The 24,547-nt window shown below is 44.9% G+C and carries 22 protein-coding genes; 13 read left to right on the forward strand and 9 right to left on the reverse strand.

Features of this window, described 5'->3' with window-relative positions:
- Positions 1–99 precede the first annotated feature (99 nt).
- The 4 genes from Q0230_RS09040 to Q0230_RS09055 all read left to right on the forward strand — a co-directional run bounded on the left by Q0230_RS09040 (position 100) and on the right by Q0230_RS09055 (position 4,845).
- Positions 100–2,046, forward strand: a complete 1,947-nt coding sequence (locus Q0230_RS09040) for a SurA N-terminal domain-containing protein (protein WP_298609606.1) — start codon at positions 100–102, stop codon at positions 2,044–2,046.
- A gap of 44 nt (positions 2,047–2,090) precedes the next feature.
- On the forward strand, positions 2,091–3,374 hold the full coding sequence (mtaB, locus tag Q0230_RS09045) for a tRNA (N(6)-L-threonylcarbamoyladenosine(37)-C(2))-methylthiotransferase MtaB (protein ID WP_298609607.1): 1,284 nt from the start codon (positions 2,091–2,093) through the stop codon (positions 3,372–3,374).
- A 2-nt stretch (positions 3,375–3,376) separates the two neighbouring features.
- Positions 3,377–3,976 (forward strand): hypothetical protein, encoded by a 600-nt coding sequence (locus Q0230_RS09050; RefSeq protein ID WP_298609608.1) that lies wholly within the window; start codon positions 3,377–3,379, stop codon positions 3,974–3,976.
- A 203-nt stretch (positions 3,977–4,179) separates the two neighbouring features.
- Complete coding sequence (locus Q0230_RS09055; protein ID WP_298609609.1) at positions 4,180–4,845, forward strand: hypothetical protein; 666 nt, start codon at positions 4,180–4,182, stop codon at positions 4,843–4,845.
- A gap of 1 nt (position 4,846) precedes the next feature.
- On the opposite strand, the gene Q0230_RS09060 is transcribed toward Q0230_RS09055, so the two are convergent.
- The 4 genes from Q0230_RS09060 to Q0230_RS09075 form a co-directional block, all read right to left on the reverse strand.
- On the reverse strand, positions 4,847–5,299 hold the full coding sequence (locus tag Q0230_RS09060; RefSeq protein ID WP_298609611.1) for a hypothetical protein: 453 nt from the start codon (positions 5,297–5,299) through the stop codon (positions 4,847–4,849).
- A gap of 61 nt (positions 5,300–5,360) precedes the next feature.
- Complete coding sequence (locus Q0230_RS09065) at positions 5,361–5,948, reverse strand: 5-formyltetrahydrofolate cyclo-ligase (RefSeq protein WP_298609613.1); 588 nt, start codon at positions 5,946–5,948, stop codon at positions 5,361–5,363.
- A gap of 203 nt (positions 5,949–6,151) precedes the next feature.
- On the reverse strand, positions 6,152–6,490 hold the full coding sequence (locus Q0230_RS09070) for an FHA domain-containing protein (protein WP_298609617.1): 339 nt from the start codon (positions 6,488–6,490) through the stop codon (positions 6,152–6,154).
- A 102-nt stretch (positions 6,491–6,592) separates the two neighbouring features.
- Positions 6,593–7,738 (reverse strand): transglycosylase SLT domain-containing protein, encoded by a 1,146-nt coding sequence (locus Q0230_RS09075; protein WP_298609620.1) that lies wholly within the window; start codon positions 7,736–7,738, stop codon positions 6,593–6,595.
- A 200-nt stretch (positions 7,739–7,938) separates the two neighbouring features.
- Here Q0230_RS09075 and Q0230_RS09080 point away from each other — a divergent pair, with 200 nt between their 5' ends.
- The 6 genes from Q0230_RS09080 (at position 7,939) to lpdA (ending at position 16,466) form a co-directional block, all read left to right on the forward strand.
- On the forward strand, positions 7,939–8,763 hold the full coding sequence (locus tag Q0230_RS09080) for a methyltransferase domain-containing protein (protein WP_298609622.1): 825 nt from the start codon (positions 7,939–7,941) through the stop codon (positions 8,761–8,763).
- A complete protein-coding gene (rnhA, locus tag Q0230_RS09085; protein WP_298609624.1) occupies positions 8,760–9,200 on the forward strand; it encodes a ribonuclease HI in 441 nt (146 codons plus the stop codon). The genes Q0230_RS09080 and rnhA overlap by 4 nt, the downstream gene beginning before the upstream one ends.
- Positions 9,197–9,904 (forward strand): DNA polymerase III subunit epsilon, encoded by a 708-nt coding sequence (gene dnaQ / locus Q0230_RS09090; protein WP_298609626.1) that lies wholly within the window; start codon positions 9,197–9,199, stop codon positions 9,902–9,904. Before rnhA ends, dnaQ begins: the two co-directional genes overlap by 4 nt.
- A 450-nt stretch (positions 9,905–10,354) precedes the next feature.
- Positions 10,355–13,054 (forward strand): pyruvate dehydrogenase (acetyl-transferring), homodimeric type, encoded by a 2,700-nt coding sequence (aceE, locus tag Q0230_RS09095; protein WP_298609628.1) that lies wholly within the window; start codon positions 10,355–10,357, stop codon positions 13,052–13,054.
- 11 nt (positions 13,055–13,065) lie between these two features.
- Positions 13,066–14,679, forward strand: coding sequence for a dihydrolipoyllysine-residue acetyltransferase (locus Q0230_RS09100; RefSeq protein WP_298609630.1), 1,614 nt, complete (start codon positions 13,066–13,068; stop codon positions 14,677–14,679).
- A gap of 11 nt (positions 14,680–14,690) precedes the next feature.
- Complete coding sequence (gene lpdA / locus Q0230_RS09105) at positions 14,691–16,466, forward strand: dihydrolipoyl dehydrogenase (RefSeq protein ID WP_298609632.1); 1,776 nt, start codon at positions 14,691–14,693, stop codon at positions 16,464–16,466.
- A 147-nt stretch (positions 16,467–16,613) separates the two neighbouring features.
- Here lpdA and Q0230_RS09110 read toward each other — a convergent pair whose 3' ends face one another.
- Positions 16,614–17,243, reverse strand: a complete 630-nt coding sequence (locus Q0230_RS09110) for a DUF3239 domain-containing protein (RefSeq protein ID WP_298609634.1) — start codon at positions 17,241–17,243, stop codon at positions 16,614–16,616.
- A gap of 438 nt (positions 17,244–17,681) precedes the next feature.
- Entirely contained in the window at positions 17,682–18,935 is a 1,254-nt protein-coding gene (locus Q0230_RS09115) for a hypothetical protein (RefSeq protein ID WP_298609636.1), read from the reverse strand.
- A gap of 210 nt (positions 18,936–19,145) precedes the next feature.
- On the opposite strand from Q0230_RS09115, the gene Q0230_RS09120 reads away from it, so the two are divergent.
- Complete coding sequence (locus Q0230_RS09120) at positions 19,146–19,502, forward strand: hypothetical protein (RefSeq protein ID WP_298609637.1); 357 nt, start codon at positions 19,146–19,148, stop codon at positions 19,500–19,502.
- On the opposite strand, the gene Q0230_RS09125 is transcribed toward Q0230_RS09120, so the two are convergent.
- On the reverse strand, positions 19,469–20,098 hold the full coding sequence (locus tag Q0230_RS09125) for an NAD(P)-dependent oxidoreductase (protein ID WP_298609639.1): 630 nt from the start codon (positions 20,096–20,098) through the stop codon (positions 19,469–19,471). The genes Q0230_RS09120 and Q0230_RS09125 overlap by 34 nt on opposite strands.
- A 10-nt stretch (positions 20,099–20,108) precedes the next feature.
- Positions 20,109–20,876 carry a nuclear transport factor 2 family protein gene (locus Q0230_RS09130; protein WP_298609641.1) on the reverse strand — a complete coding sequence of 256 codons (768 nt, stop codon included), beginning with the start codon at positions 20,874–20,876 and terminating at the stop codon, positions 20,109–20,111.
- An 81-nt stretch (positions 20,877–20,957) separates the two neighbouring features.
- Between Q0230_RS09130 and Q0230_RS09135 the strand changes: the two genes are divergently transcribed.
- Positions 20,958–21,866 (forward strand): LysR family transcriptional regulator, encoded by a 909-nt coding sequence (locus Q0230_RS09135; RefSeq protein ID WP_298609643.1) that lies wholly within the window; start codon positions 20,958–20,960, stop codon positions 21,864–21,866.
- 6 nt (positions 21,867–21,872) lie between these two features.
- Here the strand turns inward: Q0230_RS09135 and Q0230_RS09140 are convergent, their stop codons facing one another.
- Positions 21,873–23,234, reverse strand: a complete 1,362-nt coding sequence (locus Q0230_RS09140) for a hypothetical protein (protein WP_298609644.1) — start codon at positions 23,232–23,234, stop codon at positions 21,873–21,875.
- A 153-nt stretch (positions 23,235–23,387) separates the two neighbouring features.
- Here Q0230_RS09140 and Q0230_RS09145 point away from each other — a divergent pair.
- Positions 23,388–24,547 (forward strand): leucine-rich repeat domain-containing protein (locus Q0230_RS09145; RefSeq protein ID WP_298609645.1); only part of this gene is annotated, 1,160 nt, incomplete at its 3' end.

Genomic DNA, 24,547 nt, shown 5'->3' on the forward strand with positions numbered 1-24,547 from the left:
TACCGGCCTGTCACGCCGGGGGTCGCGGGTTCGAGCCCCGTCCACTCCGCCAACCTTTCAATCGTTGCTTTTTTCTTCCCCTCACGCTAGGCATTTTGTATGATGCGGCCTTATGCCCTAAGGGCGGGCAGTTCTGATCAGTTCAACTTAAATAATACGCAGAAAAATATGTTACAAACGATTCATGATAAAGCCAAAGGCTGGATTGCCTATGCCATTGTAGGGTTCATTAGTGTTCCATTTGCACTCTGGGGTATTAACTCCTACATGGAGGGTGGCTCCACTAAAGCCGCAGCAGTAGTAAATGGTGAGGATGTGCCTGCACAAGAAGTTCAACAAGAGTTGGGGCAGATTCGCCAACAATTTGGGCAAATGGCAGCACAGTTAGGCGACGATAGCTTAAAAAAGATGGCTTTAAATAATGTCGTGAATCAAGTTTTGCTGCGCCAGAAGGCAAAAGATGAAGGTTATCGCGCTAGCACTGAAAATGTAGCCACTGCTATTTCTCAGATCAGTGTGTTCCAAAAAGATGGTCAATTTGATAAAGCCACTTATGAAAGTTTCTTAGCTTCACAACGCCGAAATCAGGGTGCATTTGAAGAGCAAATGCGTACTGATATTACCAATGGTCAGTTCCGTGATGGGTTGCAAAGCACTGCCTTCGCAACTAAGGCTCAAATGGAACAATATCAAACGCTACGCAACCAGAAGCGTGATATTGAATTGTTTACCATCAAAGTGGCTGATTTTGAACCACAAATACAAATCACTGACGAGCAAATCAGTAAATACTATGCTGAGCATAAAAGCCAATTTATGACTGAAGAAAAAGTCAAAGTGGCTTATATCGACTTGAATCAAGAAGCTTTAGCTAAAACAGTGACGGTCGATGCAGGTGGTTTGCAAGCTTATTATGATGAGCACAAAGATCGTTATTTAACGCCAGAAACCCGCAACACCAGTCATATCCTCGTGGCAGTTGATGATCCTGCTCAGGATGCTGAAGCTAAGAAAAAAATCGATGCTATCTATGCGGATATTCAAGCCGGTAAAAAAACTTTTGAAGATGTCGCTAAAACTGAATCGGATGATAAAGCTACCGCTGAAGCAGCAGGTGTGGTTGGTGATGTAGCCGCAGGTAGTTGGGATCCTGAGTTTGAGAAAGCAGTATTTGCAGCTGAAGTGAATAAAATGATCGAGCCTGTCAAAACGGGGGCAGGTTATGAAATTATTCGTGTGAATAGTGTAAAAGCTGCAGTACAGAAGACCTATGAAGAAGTAAAGGCTCAGGTTGAACAGGATTATCGTCGTGCAGAAGCCGAAAAACTTTTCCTAGATGCTGCAGAAAAATTACAAACGATTGCTTATGAGCAAAGTGGGGATTTAGCACCAGCTTCTAAAGCAGTGAATGTTGCTGTGCAAGAGTCAGGTTGGTTGACACGCTCTAAAGGGGAGGGGGTGTTAATAGATCCGAAGGTATTGGCTGAGGCTTTTTCGGATGAAGTATTAAAAGAAGGTAAAAACTCCCAGGTAGTACAAGTCTCTGATACACAAGCCATCGTTTTACGTTCTGCTGGTCAAGAACCTGCTGCACAAAAGCCTCTAGAAGAGGTAAAAGCAGAAATAACTACCCTGCTCAAAGCACAAGAAGCTCGCAAGCTAGTTGCACAAAAAGGTGATGAATTATTAAAACAACTCAAAACTACTGGCTGGGCAGCTTTAGATGCCTCGGGTTTAGGTAAGGCAGAAGCGATTGAAAAGCCTGGCTTTGTACAGCGTACTGGTAGCACAGTTGCACCAGAAGTGATTGAAAAGACTTTCACTTTACCCCGCCCTGCTGCAGGTCAATTAGATTGGGATAAGGTGGTTTTAGCCAGCGGAGATTACACCATCATTTCACTGAAGTCAGTTGAAGATGGTGCGAATACTATTGAAGAAAATAGTGCACAGATGTATGGCGGTGTGAGTGGTAGCCGTGAGCTAGATGCTGCTTTAGAAGATTTGCGAGCACGTTCAGAAATTGAATTACATCCAGAAAATATTTAATCTCTGATGGCAGGCGCACTACTAACCCCTAAGATGCAAATGCCATGAAAGTACATTTAAAAGCTTTAGGTTGTCGACTCAATGAAGCTGAGTTAGAGCAATGGTCACAAGGTTTCCGTGCGGCAGGGCATGCGATTGTCACTGCTGCACCGGATGCTGATGTGGTTGTTTTGAATACCTGTGCGGTTACTCAAGAGGCCTCAGCTAAATCTCGCCGTTTACTCAATCGCTTATATCGAGAAAATCCGGCTGCTAAATTGGTCGTCAGTGGCTGTTATGCGACCTTACAAGCGACTGAAGTTGCCAATACGTTAGGCGTTGATTTGGTAGTTCCTAATACGGAAAAAGATCAGCTACCCTATAAAGTTATGGAAACCTTTGCTTTGCCCGTGATGCCAGAAATAGCCACTGAGCCGGGGGAGAATAGCTTATTTGTACGTGGTCGTCATCGCGCTTTTATTAAGATCCAAGATGGTTGCCGGTATCGTTGTACTTTCTGTATTGTAACTGTCGCCCGGGGTGAAGAACGTAGTCGCACTGAAGCTTCCATTATTGAGGAAATCAACCAACTCACTGAGCAGGGTGTACAAGAGATTGTACTCACTGGCGTGCATGTGGGTGGCTATGGCAGTGATTTAGCTGATAGTTCGTTGCATAGCTTAGTGCAGCGGATTCTGGCAGAAACGGATATTCCACGCATTCGTTTTGCATCCGTTGAGCCTTGGGATTTGCCTGAAGATTTTTTTGCGCTGTTTAGCAATTCGCGTTTAATGCCACATATGCATTTACCGATTCAAAGTGGGGCGGACTCAGTATTACGGCGGATGGCACGGCGTTGCAAAACAACTGAATTCTCTCAACTGGTGTCGCAAGCACGCTCGTCTATTCCTGGCTTTAATGTTACCACGGATATTATCGTCGGTTTCCCTGGTGAGACTGAGGAGGAATGGCGTGAGACTGTAAATTTCGTCGAGCAGATGGGTTTTGGGCACGTGCACATTTTCACTTACTCTCCGCGGGCTGGTACGAAAGCAGCAGGCTTAGCCAATCCAGTGATTGAAGCGCTTAAAAAGCAACGTAGTCAAGAGTTGCATCAACTTGCAGAGTGCTCACAGCAAGCTTGGCTCCAGCAACAAGTGGGAAAAACAGTTCCAGTTTTATGGGAACGTAGTCGCGAACAAGATGGCCAATTGATTTATACCGGATATACGCCCAACTATTGTAAAGTCATTACTAGCCCCCATGATGCTAGAGACCTTGAAAATCAAATCACTACAGTACGTCTATCCTTAGCTAGTCAAGAGGAGGGCGTGTTACTAGGAGTTTAAACATGCAAACTCGCGCTTATCGCATTCATTGGTTATTCCTGAGCTGGATGTGTTTGTTTGTCTTAACTGCTTGTAATAGTTCCGCCGAACAAGATGCGCGGCAGGTTGCCAATCAGTTTTGGGAGGCTGTCCTAAAAGATGATATGGAAACTGCTAAAAATCTTACAACTTGGGAGAGTACTCAATATCTAAGCTTACTCCATACGAAGAAAATCTCTGCCAAACGTTTTGAGACGGGTGAGCTGAAAATCGAAAATGGTTTAGCCGAGGTAGCGACCGTGCTCTACAGCGGCGAAAAAGGTGATCTACCAATTCCACTGCGTACTATCTTAAGCCTACACGAGAATAAATGGCGCGTTGAGGTACAGAAAACACTAGGCTCGATGGTGAGCGGTGCAATGGGGGCGGTAGTAAATCAGCTAAACAACTTCATGCAAGATAGTTTAAAAGGTTTAGATAGCAGCTTAAGCGAAAGTATTGATAAGCTGGGTAAAAGCCTTGAGGATAGTATGAAGCAATTACAGCAAGACTTAGCCAAGCCGCCAGAGCAACCAGCACCAGCACCAGCTCCTAAAACAGACCCCTCTGCTCAACCCATTTGATAGCTTTAAATTTAAGCAAATCTTTGTTTGATAGGAACTAATACTTAGTTTCTTAATCTTAAACAGTGACGTAGCAGCTAGATTTAATTACCATCTATCTAGTGTGTGCTGGTGTTCTTAGTGCTGCTTGCTATTTTCTAAAGTTAAGGTTTTGTGTCAGAAACCTGCTTGCAATTCTCAACCCCTCAAGTGGTCAAATGCTCATGGCTAAATTGATCTTAAAGCAGCAAGAGCCGCCTAAAGGTTCTTGGCTGAATCATTATAGTTCGCAAATTGCGTATGCTGGGTTTATTGTTTTACTGTTATTGATTTCTCTGGGAGTTTTATTCGCTTTTAAGCCAAATGTTGTTGCACCTCAACAAGCCTTGCCTGCTATCAATTCAGCTACAGATGCACAAGTGAAAGCCCAGTATTTAAGTGATTGGGACAAGTTAGTTCAGATGCAGGCAACTTATGAGCAATTAGCCAAAACAGCCAGTTCGCAGGAGCAGGCTCAAGTCTTATTAAACCAAGCTGAGATGGCTTGGCAGCATTTACTGATTATGACTGAGTCGGCTGAAAAATTAGGTTTAAGCAAACAGCAATTACAACAATTAAACGCAGAACAGGCTTATCAACAAGACCAATGGCAAGCCCGTATTCATTTTGCAGAGTTACGTGTAGAAAGGTTTAGTGAGCATCTAACTATAAAAACCGCGCCGGACTCAGACACAAGTACTAATACTGCTGAATCTGTTAGCGCTCAGACTGTATCGAATACTTTGCCGAATAGTAAATTCATTGCGCAACCACCTGCTGGAGTTGAATTACCAGCAGGCTTTTGTACTTTGAATGGCTCCGGTATTTGTAAACCAGAAGCCAATAATTAGATTAATTAGTAGCCGTTGTGCCAGTGGCTTCAGTTGGTGTGCTGGGGCCTGGTGCGGTGTTAACAGGTGCACTAGGCATTACTGGCAAGTTAGGCATGGCATAGCCTGCACCATAATAAGGCATAGGCATAGCTCCATACGGCATCATTGCGGCTGTTGGATAACCATAAGGCATCATGGGCATACCGTTGCCATAGTTGTTATTACCAAAGAATGGCATATTCCAAGAGCTAAATCCCTGATTAAAATTAAAGCCATTAGTATTGTCATTATTAAAACTATCACTCATTTCTTGCATCCAGTACATGGGTGTCCATTCTGGCCAGTCATTTTCTTCCCAGTAAGGACCATAAGGTCCCATTTTCCACTCGCCATTATTTCCACTACCAAAGAAATCAGCACTAGCAGAGCTGGCAAGACCGAAGAGACTCAGAGCAATTAGAAGTTTTTTCATGGTTTCCTCCCACAAACTTATATATAAGATATTATATTATAATATTCTAATATATTCAAGCTTAGTAGCAAGTTAGGCCTTGGGCTGTACAACTTGCGTCCACAGCTACATCCCAAACCTGTTTTTCTAAACGCGCAACTTGCTGGAAAGGATAGGCGAATCCTAGTAACAGGGGTTGAGAGCGTTTTAGATAGTGTTTAGCTGCAAAACTCCGATCATAAAAACCTCCACCCATACCTAAACGGGAGCCATAGTGGTCAAAAGCTACCAGAGGAGTGATGACTAAATCTAGTTGCCTTGAGCTAAGAATTCTCTGTCTAGCCAAAAGTGGCTCAGGGATATTAAAGCGATTTTTACGGAAGCGGGTTTGTGGACTCCATTCGACAAAGATCAGTTTTGAATCATGGCTTAAGCTGAGTACAGGTAAAAAGAATCGCTGCTTAGGCTGTGCAAACTGTAGCAAGCCACGCGGATCAGCTTCACCTCGTACGGGTAGATACAAAGCAATATTTCGGGCAGAGCGGAAAATGCGGTGGCGACTTAAATGATTAACTGCTTGCTGGGAAAGATGCTGCTGTTCAGATGGCGATAGGCTTGAGCGTTGGCGTCGTAGCTGTTTGCGTAAGTCATAGGGAGATAAATTAGGCATAAGCTCAAGCCCTGGGCAAAGATTATAGCTTAGCTAGTTTTACAAAATCATGGAACTTAAAACTAGCTATAATTTTAAAGCGCTTGAGGTGTAGTTTGAGCGTATATTCGTAATCTTTAAAATAATTTATTTATTTTTCAAATAGCTATTGTTGATCATTTGAAAATGAATAATAGGTGAGGGATTTTTTCATTAGTAAAGGTTTAGATACTCTCAGTCTCTAAACATAGATTATCAACTGTTTGGTCAAGCTTTGTAATGGCATGAAAGAGGAGTTCATATTTGCCAATTTGGATTAGGTCTTTATTAAGTAACAGGTGTTTGTGGGTGCGTACCTGGTTAACATAAACGCCATTAGTACTGTGCAAGTCCTCTAAAAAGCATTCATCACCTATGCGTACTAGTTGAGCATGTTCAGCACTGACCATACGTTCATTTAAGACAACATCACAGTGCTCAGATCGTCCGAACAGATATTTAGCTTCAGCAAGCTGGAGCCTTTTAATGATTTGTTTATTCAAACTAATGACAAGTTCTGGCATAGACTATCACTCTTGAAGGCACACAGCTTTTACTGTGCTGCCTGTTAACTTAGCGATAGTTAAGCTCCAGTTCAACTATCAGACGACGATCTGCCACATGAGCTATAGCTGACGGGTATAAGCGGCTGGCATTACACGAATCACTTGAGCTAAGCGATCCGCATATTCACGCGGGAGAATAATCCGATTGGAGTGCTCAGGAGTAGTAATACCCGTGCGGAAACAAGGGTTTAGTTCAATCAGACGACTTGCTGGTAAACCCGCCTGCATGGCAGCTAGGCGTAAATCAACTGGTTTATTAATACGCATTTGCGCAAGGCGTGCAGCATTAGGTGTAGCACGTAAACGGATCCCATAAGAGTTGGAGCGTCCAATCAACTCTTTAAAGGCTAATAAGCGCGGCACATAGTTCATGGTTTCTTGTGGTAAAGACAAATTCCAGAAGGTAGGTTGTAAACCAGCTTGTTGTGCTTGAATAACTGCACGACTAACACAAGTTTCTCCGCAGTTATAAGCCGCAAAAGCCAATAACCAGTCACCATTAAACTGACGATTGAGTTTCTGTAGATAATTTAAAGCAGCACCAGTAGCAGCAAATGGATCCATACGTGCATCATAATTACCGGTTTGCTTTAGGCCATAATTACGCCCTGTGGACGGAATAAATTGCCATAAGCCTGCGGCTCCAGCACTTGAAAATACATCAGCATCAAAGCCACTTTCGACAAAAGGTAACAGAGCCACTTCAGCAGGCATACCACGTCGGGTCACTTCTTCAATAATCATGTGCAAAAATAGACTGGCACGGTCAGAAAGAATGCTGAGACTTTGCGGATTTTGTGCATAAGAGCGAATAAATTGTTGCACCCTTGGGTTGCCCGAATAATCGGCTAATTGGAAATGTCGAAAAACGCGTGACCAGGTATCAAAGTCTTGATCAAGACTATAATCACTGCTGATACTAGGGATATACATCGCGCGCTGAATACGTGGTGCTGTTACTACACGTGCATAGGTTTGTGGGCGGGCTTGGGCTATCCATGTGCGTTTTGCATAAGTTTGGCGATTCTTAACTGAACGATAAGGGGATGGTTTGCCTGACTGCATGAGTGGTAAGGCTTCTGGTATGGATGTTGTTTGTTCAGTTGATGTTTCAAGGCTGGTGTCTGGCTTTGTGCTGCTGCAGCCATTTAAAAACAATAAAGCGCACACTGCCGCGACTGGTGCGAGGTAAGTGGATGTCCCCATGATGTGTAGCCCCAATAGACCCTATTATAAAATTCGTATTGCAAGCTCAACGTTGGAAGATCTAATTCACCCCAGTTTATTTGTTTATAGTTGTGTTTCTCTGTCCGGAATGTCAGATTAAGATTTTACCTACTTTGATTGCCCTGCTTGCTGATTCGTTATTAAGCAAATTCCATTCGACTATAATATGTATTGATTGAATGAACAAGAAAAAAGCAACACCTGTTGTTTTAACCCATCCTGTCGCCTCAGTTGAGCAACAGATCGACAAATTGCAAGGCTGGTACAGTACTGTAGAAGGTGCTTATGTGCTGGCAGAGCTACGTCAACTCGTGACTACCATGACTGAAGAGGTGTTCGGTTATTATGCCTTAGAGCTTGGTTTAATGGTGGAGCACTGCAATTTGCTTTGTGATTCACGGATTAGTACTCATATTAAATTATCTACCAATCCCTATTCCACTATCGCAGATACCATTACTAAAGCTGAGGCTTTGCCTATTGGGTTTAATGAAATTGATTTAGTCGTGGGTTGCCATGTTTTGGATTATGCACATTCCCCTCATCATGTCTTGCGGGAGATTGAGCGTGTCCTAGTTCCAGAGGGGCATTGTGTGTTGATCAGCTTTAATCCTTGGAGTTTGCGAGGTTTGGGGCAAACTTGGAATTATCTAAGGCGTGTACCTGATCGTCCGGCGATGTATACCAAGCGGCGAATTCGTGATTGGTTCGAGGTATTAGGCTTTGAAATGTTAGAGACTTATACCCTAGGCTTTCGACCAGCCTTAAAGAGTGATAGGGTTTTCAAGCATTTAGAATGGGTAGATCGTTTAGGGCAAAAATATCAGCTACCGTTTGGGAGTGTACAAGTTATTCATGTGCGTAAGCAGGTATCGCGGTTAATTCCTCTTAAACCAAAAGTACGTGCTACTAAAACCCGTTTAAGACCCGAAATAGCCATCAATACCACCAGTACTCAGAGTACTAATTATGCCACCCCTATGAAAAAGAGAACCCAAGCGTGAAAAAAGTTGAGTTATATACCGATGGTGCTTGCCGAGGAAATCCAGGGCCGGGTGGTTGGGGGGTGCTATTACGCTATGCGGAACAAGAACGTGAGCTGTATGGTTATCAAGCCACAGCGACCAATAATCAGATGGAGCTAATGGCAGCAATTCGTGGCTTAGAGGCCTTAAAGCAACCGTGTGAGGTCACCTTAACAACAGATTCTAAATATGTGCTGCAAGGTATGACTGAATGGCTAGCTGGCTGGAAGCGTAAAGGCTGGAAGAATGCTAGTGGGCAAGCTGTAAAGAATCAAGATTTATGGCAGCGTTTAGAGAGAGCCGCACAACCGCATAAGATTAAGTGGAATTGGGTACGCGGACATACAGGCCATCCTGAGAATGAGCGCGTGGATGGTTTAGCGAACCGAGCGATTGATGAAAGGAAATCAGCATGACACGTCAAATTATTCTTGATACTGAAACTACTGGTTTAGACCCAAAAGAAGGGCATCGTATTATTGAGATTGGTTGCGTAGAAATGATCAGTCGGCGCTTAACGGGGAATAACTTCCATTTTTATCTACAACCTGATCGAGAAATCGATGCTGAAGCTGTGCAAGTGCATGGCATTACTAATGATTTTCTAGCGGATAAACCCCGTTTTAAAGAGATTGCGGCTGACTTAATTGCTTATCTCAACGGTGCTGAACTGATTATTCATAATGCCCCCTTTGATATTGGCTTCTTAAACCATGAATTGAGCCAGCTTAGTGAGCCTTATCAGGCAATTACTGACTACTGTACGGTGGCTGATACCTTAGTCATGGCGCGCCAACTGTATCCGGGGCAGCGGAATAGTTTGGATGCTTTATGTAAGCGTTATGAAATTGATAACGGGCATCGTACTTTGCACGGTGCTTTATTGGATGCAGAAATCCTAGCGGATGTTTATCTGGCGATGACAGGTGGGCAAGTTAGTTTGCAATTGGGCGGAGAGCTAGATGATGGCCGTGCTGCGGGGCATTCAGCAGCTTCAATTCGCCGTGTAGCCACTGGGTTAAACCTACCTGTCATTTCAGCAAATGCAGAGGAATTAGCCGCACATACTGAGCGTTTAGCGGCAATCCAGAAGTCGGCTGGTAAGTGTTTGTGGGGTTAGTTTTCATATTTTTATTTTAAGTGTTTGAAAATTAATTAATTTAAAAATCATTCCTCTAATCGTTGCTCTATGCGATTAGCTGATTTAGTCAGCTTTAGCTACTAGTTGCTTGCTTGAGAATATTTGCATTTTTTCTAAATTTCCTCTTAAATTTTTCTAAGAGATGAGATGTTTTTTAGTCAAAAATTTTGAACAGTAATAAGAGCACAACTCGGTTTTTTAGTTTTAAAGTAATTTCGCAAAAATAACTTATTGAATTTTATATTATTAATTATTTAATCTTTAAAAATAAATAAGTTAATTGCTCAACTTATGGCTTTTCAAAATTTATCTGTGTAGTATGCCCCCTCTATAGGGATATAAGAGGGGAGCGGCGATATATCCCGTCAGGAATAACTACATAAAAAGCGACTAGACCGCTCCTAACCTTTTAGTGCTAGGAGATTTTTAATGAGCCATGACCAGTTAGATCACGACCCACAAGAAACCCAAGAATGGCAAGAAGCCATTGATGTGGTGGTCGAGCGTTCCGGTGCAGACCGCGCCCGCTATTTACTACATAAAACCATAGAAACGGCGTCCGAGGCGGGTGTTGAGCCGCCCGATATGCACACTCCGTATATCAATACGATTCCAGTGGATCAGCAGCCTGCTTATCCGGGTAATCTCGAATTAGAACGCCATATTCTGCGTGCTTTGCGCTGGAATGCGACGGCGATGGTGGTACGCGCAAACCGTAAGCCTGCTGAGCCGGGGGGGCATATTGCCTCCTTCCAATCTTCCGCGATTATGTATGAAGTCGGTTATAACCATTTCTGGAAAGGTCATGGGCATCCGAATGGCAGCGATATGCTGTTTATTCAAGGCCATACTGCACCGGGGACGTATGCGCGCGCATTTGTGGAAGGGCGTTTTAATGAAGAGCAATTAGAAAATTTCCGCATTGAATCCAAAGGTAAAGGCTTATCCTCCTATCCACATCCGTATTTAATGCCGGATTTTTGGCAATTCTCGACCGTATCAATGGGCTTAGGCCCGATTATGGCGATTTACCAAGCGCGCTTTTTAAAATATTTAGAACATCGTGGGTTTGCCAAGATTGCCGATAATCATGCGGAAGGTCGCAAGGTATGGGCATTCTTAGGGGATGGCGAAATGGATGAGCCAGAATCTCAAGGTGCCATTTCTTTAGCTTCGCGTGAACGTTTAGATAACCTCGTTTTCGTAGTCAACTGTAACTTGCAACGTCTGGATGGCCCGGTGCGCGGCAATGGCAAAATCGTGCAAGAGCTGGAAGGTAACTTCCGTGGCGCTGGCTGGAATGTGATTAAAGTCTTGTGGGGTTCGGGCTGGGATCGTTTGCTGGCAAAAGATACCAACGGTTTATTGCGTAAGCGCATGATGGAAGCCGTTGACGGCGAATACCAAAACTTCAAAAACAAAGGTGGCGCTTATACTCGAGAGCACTTCTTTGGGAAATACCCTGAGCTATTAGAAATGGTTTCCGATATGACCGACGATCAAATCTACTATGATTTGCTGCGGGGTGGTCATGACCAAGAGAAAGTATATGCAGCCTATCACAATGCAGTGAATACGGTTGGTCGCCCGACTATTATCCTGATGCATACGGTTAAAGGTTATGGCATGGGCGAGGCAGGCGAGGGGATGAATATCAGCCATCAACAGAAAAAGCTGAGTTCTGACCAATTACGCAAACTCCGTGATCGTTTCCGGATTCCGGTCACTGATGAACAAGTCGAAAATGCTTCCTTCTATAAGCCCGCTGCCGATTCTTTGGAGATGAAATATCTGCATGAGCGTCGTCAAGCCTTAGGCGGCTATTTACCGAATCGCCCACAAAACTTTGAAACTTTAGCTGTTCCTGAGTTGCGAGAGCTGTTTGATGCCCTCTTGAAAGATACTGGCGAGCGTACCATGTCCACGACGATGGCCATGGTGCGGGTAATGGTTGCAGTAGCGCGTCATAAAGAATTGGGGCCACGGTTAGTACCGATTGTGCCGGATGAGTCCCGTACCTTTGGGATGGAAGGTATGTTCCGCCAAGTAGGGATTTACGCACCGGATGGCCAGTTGTATGAGCCAATGGATGCGACCGATATTATGCCCTACCGCGAATCCTCTAAAGGCCAATTATTGCAAGAAGGGATTAACGAAGCGGGCGCGATGTCTTCATGGGTGGCGGCAGCGACTTCGTATGCCAATAACAATAAGATGATGATTCCGCTGTATATCTACTATTCCATGTTTGGCTTCCAACGGATTGGAGACTTAGCATGGGCGGCGGGCGATATGTTAGCACGCGGTTTCTTAGTCGGGGGTACCTCAGGGCGTACCACCTTGAATGGCGAAGGCTTACAGCATCAAGATGGTCATAGCCAATTATTCGCAGGCTTTATCCCCAACTGTAAATCTTACGATCCGACCTTCGCCTATGAAGTAGCGGTTATTTTCCATGATGGTCTGCGCCGCATGTACCAAAATGGCGAGAATGTGTTCTATTACATCACCACCCTCAACGAAAACTACAGCATGCCAGAAATGCCAGAAGGTGCTGAAGCAGGCATTATTAAAGGGATGTACGCCTTCCGTAAGGCGGATGGCAAAGGCAAACATCAGGTGCAACTGATGGGTTGCGGTTCGATCTTACGCGAAGTGATTGCAGCGGCGGATCTACTGAAAAATGATTGGGATGTTGATGCGGATATTTGGGCAACCCCAAGCTTGAATGAAGTAGCACGTGATGGTGCCGATTGTGCGCGTTGGAATCTCTTGCACCCTGATCAACCGGAGCGCCAATCATGGATTGCTCAATGTTTAGAAGGCACTGAAGGCCCTGTGATTGCCTCCACTGACTACATTCGTACCTATGTGGACCAAGTGCGTCCTTATGTGAATAAGACCTTGCATGTGCTTGGCACCGATGGTTTTGGACGCTCTGATAGTCGCCAAGCCTTACGTCACCATTTTGAAGTAGATCGTTATTACGTAACAGTGACTGCACTGAAAGCCTTAGCGGATGAACAAAAATCATCCAAAGCTAAAGGCAAAATCACCGCGAAAACCGTATTAGAAGCGATGGCGAAATACGGCATTGATCCTGAAAAGCCTAACCCACTGTACGCCTAAGGAGTGAGTAAATGAGTAAAGAAATCAAAGTACCTGACATCGGTGATTTCAAAGAAGTAACCGTCATTGAATTGCTCGTGAAAGTGGGGGACACCATTAAGATTGATGATCCACTCATTACCTTGGAATCTGATAAAGCGTCGATGGATATTCCTGCCTCGCAAGGCGGTGTGGTCGAAGCGATTAAGATCAATGTGGGCGATAAAGTTTCTGAAGGTAGCCTAATTTTATTATTAAAAGATACCGGCGAAGCGAGTGTGAATGTAGCCGCTGCTCCGGCACAACCGAAAGTCGCAGGTGGGGCGGCACAAGCCACGCCTCCGGTATCGGGTGTGAAGGAAATTAAAGTACCCGATATTGGCGACTTTAAAAGTGTGAGCGTCATTGAAGTATTAGTGCATGTGGGCGATGTGATTAAAGCGGAGGATTCGTTAATCACGCTCGAATCTGATAAAGCTTCGATGGAAATACCCTCGCCTAAAGGTGGTAAGGTTAAGGAAATCAAAATCGCGGTAGGTGATAAAGTTTCTGAAGGTAGCCTGATTCTATTATTAGAAGTTGAAGGTGCAGCGCCTGCGGAAGCTGCCGCTCCAGCACCTGCTGTAAATGCACCTGCAGTAGCAACTAGTTCCGTTACACCAGTTGCCAATGTGGGCAATGATGAAGCCTTTAAACGTGCCTATGCTAGCCCATCGGTGCGGCGGATTGCGCGTGAATTGGGGATTGATATTGCTCAAGTGACAGGGACAGGTCCGAATGGGCGGATTACGGAGCAGGATGTACGTGGCTTTAAAACGGGCGGTGCGGTGGTAGCTCCATCTACAACTACCGCAGCAGCTCCGACACCAGCAGCTAGTCCAGTGGTGGCAACAGTAGCTTCAGGTATGGGTGGCGTACAATTTATTACCCAACCGGACTGGAGTAAATTCGGTGCAGTGGAAACTGTGCCTATGTCACGCATTGGTAAACTCTCCGCCAAGCATTTACATCGTGCATGGTTGACCGTGCCACAAGTGACGCACTTTGATGAAGCCGATATTACTGAGCTAGAAGCCTATCGCAATAGCATGAAGGACAAAGCCAAAGCGATGGGCTTTAACTTCACCCCACTCGTGTTCATGCTGAAAGCAGTCGCTGCGGGCTTAAAAGAGTTCCCAAAATTCAACTCAGCCCTTGCGGATGATGGCGAAAATCTGATTCAACGTAAGTTCTATAACATCGGGATTGCAGTCGACACGCCCGATGGCTTAGTCGTTCCCGTCATTAAAGATGTAGATCGTAAGGGCTTATTTGAACTCGCGCGTGAATTGGGCGAAGTGTCCAAAAAAGCACGCGAAGGCAAATTGAAATCTGGCGATATGCAAGGCGGCTGCTTCTCCATTTCTAGCCTCGGCGGGATTGGTGGTACTAATTTCACACCGATTGTGAATGCGCCTGAAGTGGGGATTTTAGGTTTAACCCGTGCCCAAGAGCGTTTAGTGCGTAAAAATGGCGAAATCGTGGATCGCTTAATTCAGCCTCTAGCGGTGTCGTATGATCATCGCGTGATTGATGGCGCGTATGCCGCTCGTTTTGTGAGCCACCTTGCGTTTGTTTTGTCTGATGTCCGTAATCTCATTCTGTAAGGAGCACTGTTATGAGTCAAATTGTTGAAGTCAAAGTACCGGACATTGGCGATTTCAAAAGCGTCGATGTGATTGAAGTGCTGGTCAAAGCAGGCGATAAAGTGCAAAAGGAAGATGCGCTGATTACCCTCGAATCGGACAAAGCCTCGATGGATATTCCCTCACCACATGCGGGAACTATTAAAGAAATCCTGATTAAGGTGAGTGATAAAGCCTCTGAAGGGAGCTTGATCTGCAAAATGGAAGTGGAAGGTGCTGCAGCAGTTCCAAGTAAGCCTGCGCCTGCACCTGCAGCGAGTGTTCCCGCTCCTGCTAAAGCAGCAACTCCAGTTGCAGCCCCTGCTGCTGCTAAACACAGTGGCTCTGCGGATGTCACTTGCCAAATGTTAGTTCTTGGTGCCGGGCCTGGTGGTTATACCGCCGCTTTCCGTGCGGCTGATTTAGGCATGCAAACGGTCTTGGTCGAGCGTTGGGCAACTCTAGGTGGTGTGTGTTTGAATGTGGGGTGCATCCCCTCCAAAGCCTTATTACATGCAGCAAAAGTGATTGATGAATCGCATGAATCTAGCGATTTCGGGATTGAATTTAGCAAGCCTAAGATCGACATCGACAAACTACGCACTTGGAAAGAAAAAATCGTTGGACGTTTAACCGGTGGTTTGAATGGTTTGGCTAAGCAGCGCAAAGTTCAAGTGGTGAATGGAGTCGGTAGTTTCCTTGATCCGAACCATATCGAAGTAGTCGGTAATGATGGCAAGAAAACTGTAATCCGTTTTGAAAAAGCGGTGATTGCGGCGGGTTCTGAAGCGGTGAAATTACCTTTCATTCCAGAAGACCCACGTGTGATTGACTCCACTGGTGCCTTGGAGTTGAAAGATATTCCGAAACGTATGTTGGTGATTGGTGGCGGCATCATTGGCCTAGAGATGGCAACAGTTTATCACTCACTGGGTACCAAAATCACTGTGGTGGAGATGCTGCCAAGCATTGTAGCCGGTGCAGATAAGGACATTGTGAAGCCTTATCAAACTCGTATCCAAAAACGCTACGAAGCCATTTGGCTCGAAACCCGAGTGACTAAAGTTGAAGCCACCAAAGCAGGCATGAAAGTCACCTTTGAAGGCAAACATGCTCCTGCTGAACCACAAGTCTATGATCGTGTATTAGTCGCCGTCGGGCGCACACCGAATGGTAAACGCATTGGTGCTGAGAAGGCAGGTGTGGCGGTAGATGAACGCGGTTTTGTGAAAGTCGTTGATTCACAAATGCGCACTACTCAGCCACATATCTTTGCGATTGGCGACATTATTGGCCAACCGATGCTCGCGCATAAAGCGGTACACGAAGGCAAAACGGCTGCGGAAGCGGCGTCTGGTTTACCCAGTCACTTTGATGCGCGCGTGATTCCATCCGTAGCTTATACTGATCCTGAAATTGCCTGGGTGGGCGTGACTGAGGAAGAAGCTAAAGCTAAGGGTATGAAGGTCGGCAAAGGCGTGTTCCCGTGGGCAGCTAGTGGACGTGCCTTGTCACTTGGGCGTGAAGAAGGGATGACCAAACTCCTATTTGATGAAGAAACTGACCGTGTGATTGGTGCTGGTATCGTCGGTGTGAATGCAGGTGACCTGATTGCAGAGGTAGCCCTCGCCATTGAAATGGGCGCGAATGCGTCTGACATTGGCTTGACTGTGCATCCCCATCCAACGCTGTCAGAAACGGTAGCGATGGCAGCGGAAATGTTTGAAGGCTCGATTACGGATTTAATCGCGCCTAAGAAACGGCATTAAGACTTAATTGGTTGATGCAAAAAAGGCGGGGTGACTCGCCTTTTTATAGCTATTCGATACTAGTAAAATTTACAGCTCACTCAGCTAGTATTTCTTACCCTCAAATAATCTAAAGAAAGTAAATAAAGTCGCTTTGGTTTAACTTAGTTAAGCCTTAACCCAGTTTGAGTTACCACTATACATTTTATAAAGACCTTTCTTATAGGGTTTTGCTAATGAATTGATGCCTATTTCCAAAGCAGCTAGTTCTTCTTTGCTATAACTACTAACTACCGCTGCAGCTTCCATTTTATTGTTGGTTGCACATTGAAGAGGTATGGGATCAAAATCTTTCCAGTGGGGTAAATTTTTATTATCTCCAGGAAAGTAAAGCGCAACAGTCCCAATAATTTCTCCAACAGATAAATCCTTAAGTGGAGACTTAATAATTTTAATAACTGGGTAGTTGCCACCATATTTACTTAAATTGGTTAAAACAGCGATGAGGGTTGGGTTGTTCTGAATGACTTTACCCGGATTAGAGTCACCAAACTTAAAGTGTTCTTTTTTTCGGAACCAATAAAAAAAATTTGCAAAAATCATTACCACTGAAAATAGCATAAGGTTAAATGAGTAGGGTAATAAAAACAGTAAGGCCACTGAGAGGATTGCTAAAAAGGCTAAACTTACTCCCCAAATAGGGTAATATCTAAGATAAACAAGTGGCATAAAGTTTATCCCACCAGGATTAGAGGCCGTTGTTGTATCATCTAGGGTTAGTGTTCGACTTTTTTTCATGATCAATCTCAACTTAAATTTAGGAAAGCTAGTATTAGATTTTTTAATTAAGGCTATTTCAAGATACAAAATTATTGGAGGAGCGGCAAAAACCGAAGCTAACCGTATTTAAGTTAGCTTGGTTAAGCTTGTACTATCTTGCAGACTAAGCAAAATCCATTCGATTTATAATTTGCAGGGTAACCAAGGATGTCTGCTACTGTCTGTGATTAATGAAAAGCCGTTGAAGGCTAATCAAACGGCAGGTTGAGATAGCTCCAAAATAAATCATTACTGACTAATGCTAACTATTTTATCAAATTTGCCTTGTACCAGAATAGGTAATCCACACTTTTAGTTATTTTTAGCTATCAGGCTTAGAGTAACTAAGAGTAGTTTATATTCAGGTGGCTGAGGTATAAATACTAAACGCCAATGCACAAAAGACTAATATGCAGTTTAAGGTCTATACACATACTCATAACGCCAGGTGGTATTACCGTCCATATTTCTAATAATATCCATATTGGTTTCATGAGCTTGCTGCTGCATATTGCTGATTGCCTGCATGGTTTGCTGCTGCATTTGCATATTGGCTTGCATTTGCATGGAAATTATCGAGTTCATTAATTGTTGATTAGCTAATTCCTCTGCCGCACGCTGTTCTGGTGTTAATTTAGCAATACGCTCAGCTTCGGCTTTTTCACGCTGTAATTGCTCGGTCTTGGCTTGTACTTCAGCTTTTTCATAAGCCTCCATACGCGCTTTATGTACAGAGGCTAACTCAGGAAATGCAGGTGTGAATTGTTTACCCCAAGCAATCCGTGCTTTAGTTTTTTCTGCTTCACTTTTATTAGCCCACTCCTTAACGGTATTTGCCCAGTCGAAGGGCATATCTAAAAGCTCTTGGCGCTTAGTTGCATCTAAGCTTGGCCAAGCGTTAATTAATTGTTGAGCGATTTGGATTTGTAACTCCGGTGTGACTTTGTAAAGTGGATCTTCTGGCTTAGCGCCTGCGATTTCATTCAAGGCAAAAATCACATGATCGACATAAACTTTAGCTACCTGTGGACGTAGTGGATTTTTACCCGCAGTTAAGGGCGGCTGTATGCTGTCATAGCGTGCCATTAACCATTGTGCTAAACCGTCTCCACCCTTAGCTTCCCGCTGTAATAAGGGCAAATACTGACGCTGAATATCTTGGCGTTGCCATTCATCAAAGGGATTAGCGACCGCATCTAAATACACATTACCAATCTTATTGCCCACACCTTGCGCCAAAAACTGATAAGCACGACTTTGCCCGCCATCTTTATCATGTGTATTAATAATCTGTTGACGTAGTTCATTGCGTTCGGAGTTAATCAGGGGTGCCTCCAAAGCCCATTCGAAATAGCGCACCATGCGTTTAATATCGCCCTCAGACAGATAATGTTGATCAGCTTGCATCTGCTTAAAAATATTATCCAATACATCAGCATTTGGGTCATTTTCGACCTTCGGATAGACCGACGCGGTATCATTATCTAGCAGGCCTTCGTTATCTAAATCGACATCTTCGGCGTCACGAGGCGTAAATACCTGCTTCAAATCAGCACTACTCAAAGGTAGTTGCATGGCAGGTACCGTAGTTTCTGCCTGGACAACGGGTAAAGTAAAACCTGCACTTAAACTCAAGATTAGGATAGCCAAGGGCGCTAAACGTGGGGTCATGATGCTCATCCTCGCCAAGCTAGAAGGGATAATTAGATTCAGCCATTATTAAGAGTTGACCGTAAAGGAGCTATGAAATTCCGATAAAGTTTGTAAAGAGCAGGTATACGCCTTTGTTTTAAGGATGAGTGGTAAGATTTAGCCTTTAAGCACTTAAATTTGGCCTGCTTTAGGTTGTTTTTTTACACTCAATCGAAAAAGAGTCTAGTTATGTCCTTCTATCAGTCCTTACAAGCAGAGTTAAGTGAATATCAACGCCCGTGGAAGATCTTGACACTAAGTCTAGGGCTTGGCTTATTAATTATGGGGTCATTTTATTATCAAGCACCCGATTGGGATATTCCGATTAGTTTTATTATGGCGGGGTTTGCTTATTTAACCGCTTCGTGGAGCTTGCATGTATTGATTGAGCGGCAAAGGGGTTATTTCCCGATAATGCTATTCTTTACTTGGTTTACAGTAGACGGTTGTTATGCTCTGTATTGGTCATATAAGAACCCAATAGCTTTAGAGTATATGCGTGAAAGGGGGAATTACTTCCCCAAAGCTACATATTTCCCCAAGTAACTCGGCTGTTCTGCTTGTTTCACCATAAATTCTGCTACATCCGCTCGTGAGATGCTGCCGATATTCATGCCCTTATAGTATGTTGTTTCAGTTCGATACTGGCCTGAGGCTGGTTTTTTAGTCAGTAGACCGGGACGCACAAACTCCCAATGGATCGGGCTAGCGGCAATCATTTGCTCCATAGCAGTTTTGTTCTCATAAACCGCTTTGAGCATAAACTTAAAAACTAAGCTCATGATAAAACTATGATATTGACCACTTTCACCCGCACCAAAGCCCGTCAGAATAATAAAAGGGATTTGCGTGTCCGTATCTTTTTGTAGTTGGATCAGGGCTTGGGCAGCATGTGTATAAAGTTGGGTCGGTTTGGTGCTCATACCCGTACCAAGGGTTACGAGTACCGCATCGGCGTTTACTGTAGCCTGCTTGAGATCGTCCACGTTTGTAGCGCTACCTTCGACTACCGTTAGCTTGGGATCTTGTGGATAAGTTTCTGTGCTACGCGACAACGCCGTCACTTGATGACCTCGTTGTAAAGCCGTTTCTACCGCATTCAAACCCACACCTGCGGACGCGCCTAGAATAGTAATTTTCATACCTTAGCCCTTAAAACTTGCCATTATTATTTTTGCGTTGCTCAGCTGGGGTAATAGTTTCAATCACATCCCAATGCTCAACAATTTTGCCATTTTCTAAACGGAATAGGTCATAAAACGCGGTATCGACACCACCATTCGAGCCAAATTTACCTGCAGACATAGCAAGTACGAAATTCCCTTCGCCTAAGATTTTATGGATTTTAGTGAAGTACATCACCACCCCATGTTCTTGCAGTTGTTTTAGGGTCACAAGAAAAGTATCTAAACCATCTTGTCCGAGGGGGTTGTGTTGCAAGTAGACGTTATTAGCAATGTAGTCAGCGTAGGTATTGCGCTGGTCTAACCAGTTTTCACGAATAAAGCGCTCAACGATTTGTTTGTTTTCAGCAGTTTTCTCAAGATCAGTGAGCGTGATAGAGCCGTCTAATTGGGTACGTCCGCTAGCATTAGGTGGTGCAAGGTCAGCGAGGTTATCCCAATGTTCCACGATTAAGCCATTTTCCCAACGAAAGACATCAAAACCCACTTTAGCGCCAAAGAAATCGTATGCAGTATGCGCGAAGGTGTAGTCACCATCTTCAAAGGCACGGATGACTTTAGCTTTAAAACCCTGTGGGGGTTGATGTTGCACAACACGAGCAATACCCTCTAAGCCACTGGCAATATTCAAATTATGCTGGATGTAATGCTCTGGGTTAATCACACGCATAGCCGCGACATCTTGGGTTTCAATACCTTGTAAGAGAGCAATTGTTTGGGCTTTGCGGTTCATCATTATATCCTTAGAGGCTAGCTGGTTTTAGTTATGCTAGGCCGTCTGAAACTGTTTGAACAATGAAATGATTTCACAACCCTTATGCAGCCTATTCATCTTGCCCGTATCGACTTAAATTTATTGGTAGTGTTTGAAGCGGTGGCTCGTTGCCAGTCGGTGACGGTGGCGGCTGAACAATTAGCCTTAAGCCAGTCGGCTATTAGTCATGCACTCAAACGTTTACGCTTATTATTGGAAGATGAATTAGTTGTGCGCGGGCGCAATGGTTTAGTGCTAACGCCGCGTGCAGAAAGCTTATTGCCGCGTGTACAACAGTTGTTAGCGGATACAAAGCAGTTATTTAATCACGCGCCGTTTGATGCTGCCAGTACGCAGCAATGCTTTAAGGTCGCTGCAAGTGATTATTCGATAGCAACCTTTCTACCACGGCTCATTGCTATCTTGAATGCGGAAGCGCCGCAAGCGCGCTTAGAAATTGAAAACTACAGTGCACAAACCTTGACCCGTTTAGAACAAGGTGAATTAGATGCAGCCTTCATTGGTAATACCCCGCCCACTAGCCCGTTTAGCATGATGCCGCTTATTCGTGAGCACTTAGTGGGCTTAATGAGCCAGCAGCATCCTTTAGCGCACAAATTGCAAACTAATGCTATCAGCCTTGAAGAGTATCTACGCTATCGACATATCGTGGTGTCGTTTAAAGACCCACAGCCGAGTGCGATTGATGTGGAGTTAGCTCAATGGGGACTCAAGCGCAGCATTGCCATGAGCTCACCGAATATGCTTGCGAATATTGCAGCGCTCGCCAATACCGATCTTATTATGAACGTGCCTTCGCGTTTGCTGGCGAATTTAAATAATCCTGATTTGCTGGCCTTTGAGTTGCCCTTGAAACTTGCACCCCAGCATTTTTCCCTAATTTGGCATAAGCGCTTGGATGGGGATCTAGCTTTGGCATGGTTGCGGAGTTTAGTCACCCGTGTGCTCTAATGCTGCTCAATTACAAGCTACCATTGCCAACTTTACCCGTCCTGTGAGCAAATATTCTTTCGGTGCATCCAGATCAAACTGCAATTTATGCAAGGAGCAGGTGTCTTGCAGAATTTCTTTCGCGAGGCGGGTATTTTTGACGATTTGGTTGAGTTCACTGCTATTGAGTAGGAAATTACTTTGCAGGTATTGGAAAATTTCGCCAGAGTCTTGCAGATCAGCATTCAGGCGCAACAGGCGCTTATAAGTGCTACCGCTAAAATGTCTTAACTTTTGCAGCATACCCGTCTTCTTCGCAAAGTTCACATAAGGCACACGCCCGCCCGCATCATTGTCATTTAAACAAGTGCGTTGCAGGAGTTGCGGGGAAAGATTGGCAATTTCAGCGGGTGGTTTGATGCTAGCCATTTGCGTGCGACTGAGTTTGCTGTCAGCCGCTTGCGATTGCACTTCGCCAGCCGCGAGCCAATACCAGCGCCATTCATAGTCGATATTACCGATGCGATCTTGTTGGCTAAAGATAAAGTCCAGCAGCACGATTTCGCTGAGTTCTTTCATCCAATACATCATTTGAAAAGGGGACGCATCAACGGTGGCTTTACGAATGGTCGTATTTTTGAAAGCCTGTTTTTTGCCTTCGGTGATCGCTTGGAGTAAAGGTAAATCGGAGCTTAAAGCCAGATAGGGGGCAGTGCGTTGAAATTCCTCATTCTGCACCGTCCCCCAACTAGAGCGCACGCCATTGATCTCCGCTCCATAACGCTCACCTTTAGCCTTGAGCATACAACCGTAGATTTTTTTCCGATCTGGGGTGAGTAAACTATCAACGGCCTGAAAATTAGCGGGATTTTTTTCGGCTGCCGCTAAGTGTCGCCAACCAGCGGCAATCATCCCACTACGGGTTTGCGCAACGCCACGTTGAGTCACACGCTGATAATGTTCCTTGCTATCCATTTCCCGATAAATCGCCACCGGTACATCAATCGACAGATCGAAATAGCGCGAGAAGTGATAATACAACAGTGCAGCGGGGGAGAACGTGCCGCTGGTATTGGACTCATTCATGCTTTGCTTAAAAACGGCGGCTTTCTTCACGCCCTTAGGCACAGATTTACCTTTGAACTGATCTTCATAACTGCCTTGTTTGTAAGTAGTCGCACTTAAATCCCGCACCATTGTGCCGGGGCTAGTGCTCCAGGTCTTCGGGCAGAGCGCGACTTTTTCTGCATAAAAATTAAAGCCAACTAATTTCGCCTCCTGCTCAGCATCTTTTTTACTGTAAACCCCATTCGGAATCGGTGGCAGGGCGCTACTCCGTTCAGTCAATCCATTAGGGGAGCGGTATTCTTGAGCTGGGGTGCTGGGCATGATGATTCTCCTCGCGCTTTTGTATTTTTATGGGGTGTTTTAGGAGTATAGGTGGTTTTGGTGGGGAGCGTGGCTTGCTGGTGGGGCTAAGGGTTTGGGTTTTTCGGGTGGCTTGGTTAAGATGTTTAGATTCTCCCCAAGCGTATGCCTGCTATGACTGAAGATGAACGTGAACGCCTAGCTGAAATTCAAAGACGGGTTGAGGAGTGTCGTCGGACACGTGCTATTGAATTGGATTTGAGTGAACTGATTATTGATGAAGTTCCTGAGGAGGTATTTGAGTTAGTTTGGCTGGAGAGTTTGGATATTTCTGGTCCTTGGGGGCCTGAGGGAAAATTAGAAACATTACCTAGAAAATTACAGTGTCTGACCTTGGTATCTGAGTTAAATATTAGTGCACATGAATTAACTAATTTAGATGGCTTAAGATTTGTAACACAGTTGCAAAACTTGGACTGCTCTCTTAATCAGTTGAGCACGCTGGACGGCTTAGTCCATGTACCGCAGCTGCAAAGCTTGAAGTGCTCTTATAATCAGTTGAGTACGCTGGGCGGCTTAGTCCATGTACCACAGCTGCAAAGCTTGGACTGCTCTAAGAATCGGTTGAGCACGCTGGACGGCTTAGTCCATGTACCGCAGCTGCAAAACTTGGACTGCTCTCTTAATCAGTTGAGCACGCTGGACGACTTAGCCCATGTATCGCAGCTGCAAAGCTTGAACTGCTCCAGAGGTCAGTTGAGCACGCTGGACGGCTTAGGCGATTTACCACAGCTGCAAAGCTTGGACTGCTCTTATAATGCGTTGAGAACGCTGGACGGCTTAGGCGATTTACTCCAGCTGCAAAACTTGGACTGCTCTCTTAATAAGTTGAGCACGCTGGACGGCTTAGGAGATTTACCGCAGCTGCAAAGCTTGGACTGCTCCAGAAATCAGTTGAGCACGCTGGACGGCTTAGGAGATTTACCGCAGCTGCAAAGCTTCGACTGCTCTAAGAATCGGTTGAGCACGCTGGACGGCTTAGGAGATTTACCGCAGCTGCAAAGCTGGGACTGCTCCAGAAATCAGTTGAGTACACTGGGCGGCGTAGGCGATTTACCACAGCTGCAAAGCTTGGACTGTAGTTCTAATCAGTTGAACACGCTGGAAGGCTTAGGGGATTTACCGCAGCTGCACAGCTTGGATTGTCGTGTTAATCAGTTGAGCACGCTGGACGGCTTAGGGAATTTACCGCAGCTGCAAAGCTTGGACTGTAGTTCTAATCAGTTGAGCACGCTGGAAGGCTTAGGGGATTTACCGCAGCTGCAAAGCTTGGA

Origin of the sequence: uncultured Thiothrix sp. (assembly GCF_937876535.1) — a bacterium.
Lineage (GTDB): Bacteria > Pseudomonadota > Gammaproteobacteria > Thiotrichales > Thiotrichaceae > Thiolinea.

What these genes read in the sequence shown, in the direction of transcription:
- Q0230_RS09080 (WP_298609622.1), top strand. Translation starts at nt 7,939, where the DNA reads ATGAACAAGAAAAAAGCAACACCTGTTGTTTTAACCCATCCTGTCGCC.
- Q0230_RS09070 (WP_298609617.1), bottom strand. Translation starts at nt 6,490, where the DNA reads ATGCCAGAACTTGTCATTAGTTTGAATAAACAAATCATTAAAAGGCTC.
- Q0230_RS09060 (WP_298609611.1), bottom strand. Translation starts at nt 5,299, where the DNA reads ATGAAAAAACTTCTAATTGCTCTGAGTCTCTTCGGTCTTGCCAGCTCT.
- Q0230_RS09140 (WP_298609644.1), bottom strand. Translation starts at nt 23,234, where the DNA reads ATGCCCAGCACCCCAGCTCAAGAATACCGCTCCCCTAATGGATTGACT.
- Q0230_RS09135 (WP_298609643.1), top strand. Translation starts at nt 20,958, where the DNA reads ATGCAGCCTATTCATCTTGCCCGTATCGACTTAAATTTATTGGTAGTG.
- Q0230_RS09050 (WP_298609608.1), top strand. Translation starts at nt 3,377, where the DNA reads ATGCAAACTCGCGCTTATCGCATTCATTGGTTATTCCTGAGCTGGATG.
- Q0230_RS09120 (WP_298609637.1), top strand. Translation starts at nt 19,146, where the DNA reads ATGTCCTTCTATCAGTCCTTACAAGCAGAGTTAAGTGAATATCAACGC.
- Q0230_RS09115 (WP_298609636.1), bottom strand. Translation starts at nt 18,935, where the DNA reads ATGACCCCACGTTTAGCGCCCTTGGCTATCCTAATCTTGAGTTTAAGT.
- Q0230_RS09065 (WP_298609613.1), bottom strand. Translation starts at nt 5,948, where the DNA reads ATGCCTAATTTATCTCCCTATGACTTACGCAAACAGCTACGACGCCAA.
- dnaQ (WP_298609626.1), top strand. Translation starts at nt 9,197, where the DNA reads ATGACACGTCAAATTATTCTTGATACTGAAACTACTGGTTTAGACCCA.
- Q0230_RS09100 (WP_298609630.1), top strand. Translation starts at nt 13,066, where the DNA reads ATGAGTAAAGAAATCAAAGTACCTGACATCGGTGATTTCAAAGAAGTA.
- Q0230_RS09130 (WP_298609641.1), bottom strand. Translation starts at nt 20,876, where the DNA reads ATGATGAACCGCAAAGCCCAAACAATTGCTCTCTTACAAGGTATTGAA.
- Q0230_RS09040 (WP_298609606.1), top strand. Translation starts at nt 100, where the DNA reads ATGATGCGGCCTTATGCCCTAAGGGCGGGCAGTTCTGATCAGTTCAAC.
- Q0230_RS09110 (WP_298609634.1), bottom strand. Translation starts at nt 17,243, where the DNA reads ATGAAAAAAAGTCGAACACTAACCCTAGATGATACAACAACGGCCTCT.
- mtaB (WP_298609607.1), top strand. Translation starts at nt 2,091, where the DNA reads ATGAAAGTACATTTAAAAGCTTTAGGTTGTCGACTCAATGAAGCTGAG.
- aceE (WP_298609628.1), top strand. Translation starts at nt 10,355, where the DNA reads ATGAGCCATGACCAGTTAGATCACGACCCACAAGAAACCCAAGAATGG.
- lpdA (WP_298609632.1), top strand. Translation starts at nt 14,691, where the DNA reads ATGAGTCAAATTGTTGAAGTCAAAGTACCGGACATTGGCGATTTCAAA.
- Q0230_RS09055 (WP_298609609.1), top strand. Translation starts at nt 4,180, where the DNA reads ATGGCTAAATTGATCTTAAAGCAGCAAGAGCCGCCTAAAGGTTCTTGG.
- Q0230_RS09125 (WP_298609639.1), bottom strand. Translation starts at nt 20,098, where the DNA reads ATGAAAATTACTATTCTAGGCGCGTCCGCAGGTGTGGGTTTGAATGCG.
- Q0230_RS09075 (WP_298609620.1), bottom strand. Translation starts at nt 7,738, where the DNA reads ATGGGGACATCCACTTACCTCGCACCAGTCGCGGCAGTGTGCGCTTTA.